This window comes from Paenibacillus sp. FSL H8-0315 (assembly GCF_038005365.1).
GTDB lineage: Bacteria > Bacillota > Bacilli > Paenibacillales > Paenibacillaceae > Paenibacillus_AQ > Paenibacillus_AQ odorifer.
On sequence record NZ_JBBOTA010000004.1, the window covers coordinates 1 to 2,696 of the forward strand.

A 2,696-nucleotide genomic window follows, 5' to 3' on the forward strand; every position below is an offset into this window, starting at 1 on the left:
GCTGCTCGAATCCCGCATGCCCTACTTTCCCCGCGCTTCTTGGCACACTCGCCTGTTGCTCGTAGTTCGCCAAGTACTGGCTCCAATACTGGCGCGCCGCTTCCCGGTCTTGCTTGTTCAGCCATGCCATGTATCGGCTAAATGGATTCACTGGCTCCAACTCAATCGGCCGATTCGTCTGCAGCCCGCGATAAATCGCCAGGAGTTCCTGCATCAGAATGCTCGTACACCAACCGTCCATAAGGATGTGATGGAAGCTCCAGATCACATGCTGACATCTGTCCTCCCCATTGACGATCGTCACGCGCATCAGCGCATCTTCACTCAGATCGAAGACGCTTTGCCGGTCTTCTCGCTTGATATGTTCAAGATCTCCCTGATCTCTTACGCGCAGATCGACTGGCCGCTCCTGCAACACAAGCTGCATCGGCCGCCTTACCTGTTCGCTCACGAATGCTGTCCGCAGCATTTCATGCCGTGCCGTTAAACGCCGCAAGCTCTCCTCGAATATCGTAGCGTCGAGCGTCCCTTCGATCCGGAACGTAAACTGCTCGAAATAGGCCGTCGTATCCGGGTCAAGTTGGGCGTGAAACAGCATACCTTCCTGCATTGGTGAAAGCGGATAGATGTCTTGCACCTTGTAGCCGTAGGCCTGCTGCAAGCAGTTCGCTTCCTGCGGCTCCAAATTCGCCAAACGGAAGTCGCTCGCGGTCTTTTCACTGTGCGTCTGCTTGATACAGTGAGTAATCAGCCTGCGAAGCGCCTTCGCATAACGCGTCATCCAGCGTTCCACCGTTTCCTTCTGGTATACCTCCGCCGCATAGTCACATGTAAACACAAGTTCCCCGCCGATCACCATCCCGTTTACGTTCAGCTTGTAGTCTCTTGAATGGTTCGGGTCGATGCTGCGACCAGTCCCGTACGACGACGATTCAAATACGCTGGTGGATACATCCCGGTCGAACTGTCCCAAGTAATTGAAGCAGATCTCCGGGCGAAGGTCGAACTTCAACTCCTGCTTGTGCTCCGCTGCCGTCAAATATTTCAGCACGCCATACCCGAGTCCTTTGTTCGGAACACTTCGAAGCTCTTCTTTCACCGCCTTTATGCTCTCAGTCAGATCCCCGGACGCGCTCAGATCAAGCAGCGTCGGCACGATCGTCGTAAACCAGCCGACCGTGCGGCTGACATCCACAAGTTCCCCGATCTCTTCCCGGCCATGTCCTTCCAGGTCCACGATAAACCGACGCTCGCCGGTCCATTCCTGTAGTGCAAGGCCTAACCCCGTCAGCAGGATATCGTTGATTTCCGTATAGTACGCCCGGTTGGCCTGGTTCAATAGCTGCGTTGTCTCTTCCCGAGAAAGCTTGATCGTTACCGCTCCGCCCGTTCGATACTCTTCCCCAGACCCTTCGTCCGTCGGCAGCACCGCAACCGCTGTCTGCTCAATCCGCTTCCAATATGCGATTTCCCGCAGCAGCTCCTCGCTGTCCGCATAGCGCGCCAGCGCCTTCGACCAAGTCTGGAACGCGTCCGTCTTCTCCGGGAAGCGGATCACTTCGCCTCGCTGCGCCTGCTCATAGCCGGTCTGCAAATCTTCGAACAGGATGCGCCATGACACCCCGTCCACTACTAAATGGTGGATGACGATCAGCAGGTGATCGCCCTCGCCGGTCTTCATCAGCCCAAGACGCAGCAGTGGCCCCTGCTCCAGGTGCAGCCCCCGCTGAAGGCGGTCGGCTTCCGCTGCGATCCGCTCTTCCACGGCCGGTTCACCTCGTAAGTCGATCACGTCCATGCCGAATCTTGCCTCGGCAAGTCCACCGTTCCTCTGTATGATGTCCTGTCCTTCTATTCGATAACTCATCCGTAGCGCATCATGATGCGCTACGATCCGTTCAAACACGCGCCGCAGGACGCCTTCGTCGAATTCATCCTGACGATGCAGCATGACCGCCTGGTTATAATGATGGGGTAGTAGCAGCGACTGTTCGAACAACCGATGCTGGATTGGAGTTAAAGGCACTTTGCCTTCTACCGGACGCTGATCGATCTGCCGCGCAAGCGTCTGCACATGCGGGCTCAGCTCCAGGATCGTCGGATAACGGAACAGATCACGGATCGCCAATTGCAGCTGATGTTGTCGCAGTCGTGCGGCAATCTGAACTGCCTTGATCGAATCCCCGCCCAGCTCGAAGAAGGAATCTTGAACGCCAATCCGGTTGACGTTTAGTACATCTTGCCAAACCGATGCCATCAAGGCTTCTTCGGTTGTCCGCGGGGCTTCGTACCCTTGCAAACCAGTATCCCGATCCGGCGCAGGCAGCGCTTTGCGATCCAGCTTACCGTTTACTGTAAGCGGTAGTTTCTCGAGTACTACGAAATAAGGCGGGATCATGTAGTTCGGCAGATGTACGGTCAGATGCGCACGTAGCTCCGGAACGGGAATAGCTTCACCGATCACGATATACGCGCACAAGTACGCCTGCCCTTGCTCCTCTTCCCGGGCAATGACTACCGCTTCGCGGATGTCAGCATGCGCCATGAGCCGCGCCTCGATCTCTCCGCACTCGATCCGGTAGCCGCGAATTTTCACCTGGTGGTCAATCCGGCCCAAGTATTCGAGGTTGCCGTCTGGTAACCATCTCGCCGAATCCCCGGTTCGGTACATCCGCATACCTGACTCAAAAGGGTTA

The 2,696-nt window shown here is 56.2% G+C and carries 1 protein-coding gene; it reads right to left on the reverse strand.

The window, feature by feature from the left end; genetic code table 11:
- On the reverse strand, positions 1-2,596 hold a 2,596-nt coding region (locus MHB56_RS29745; RefSeq protein ID WP_341144424.1), incomplete at its 3' end, for a condensation domain-containing protein.
- Positions 2,597-2,696 lie beyond the last annotated feature (100 nt).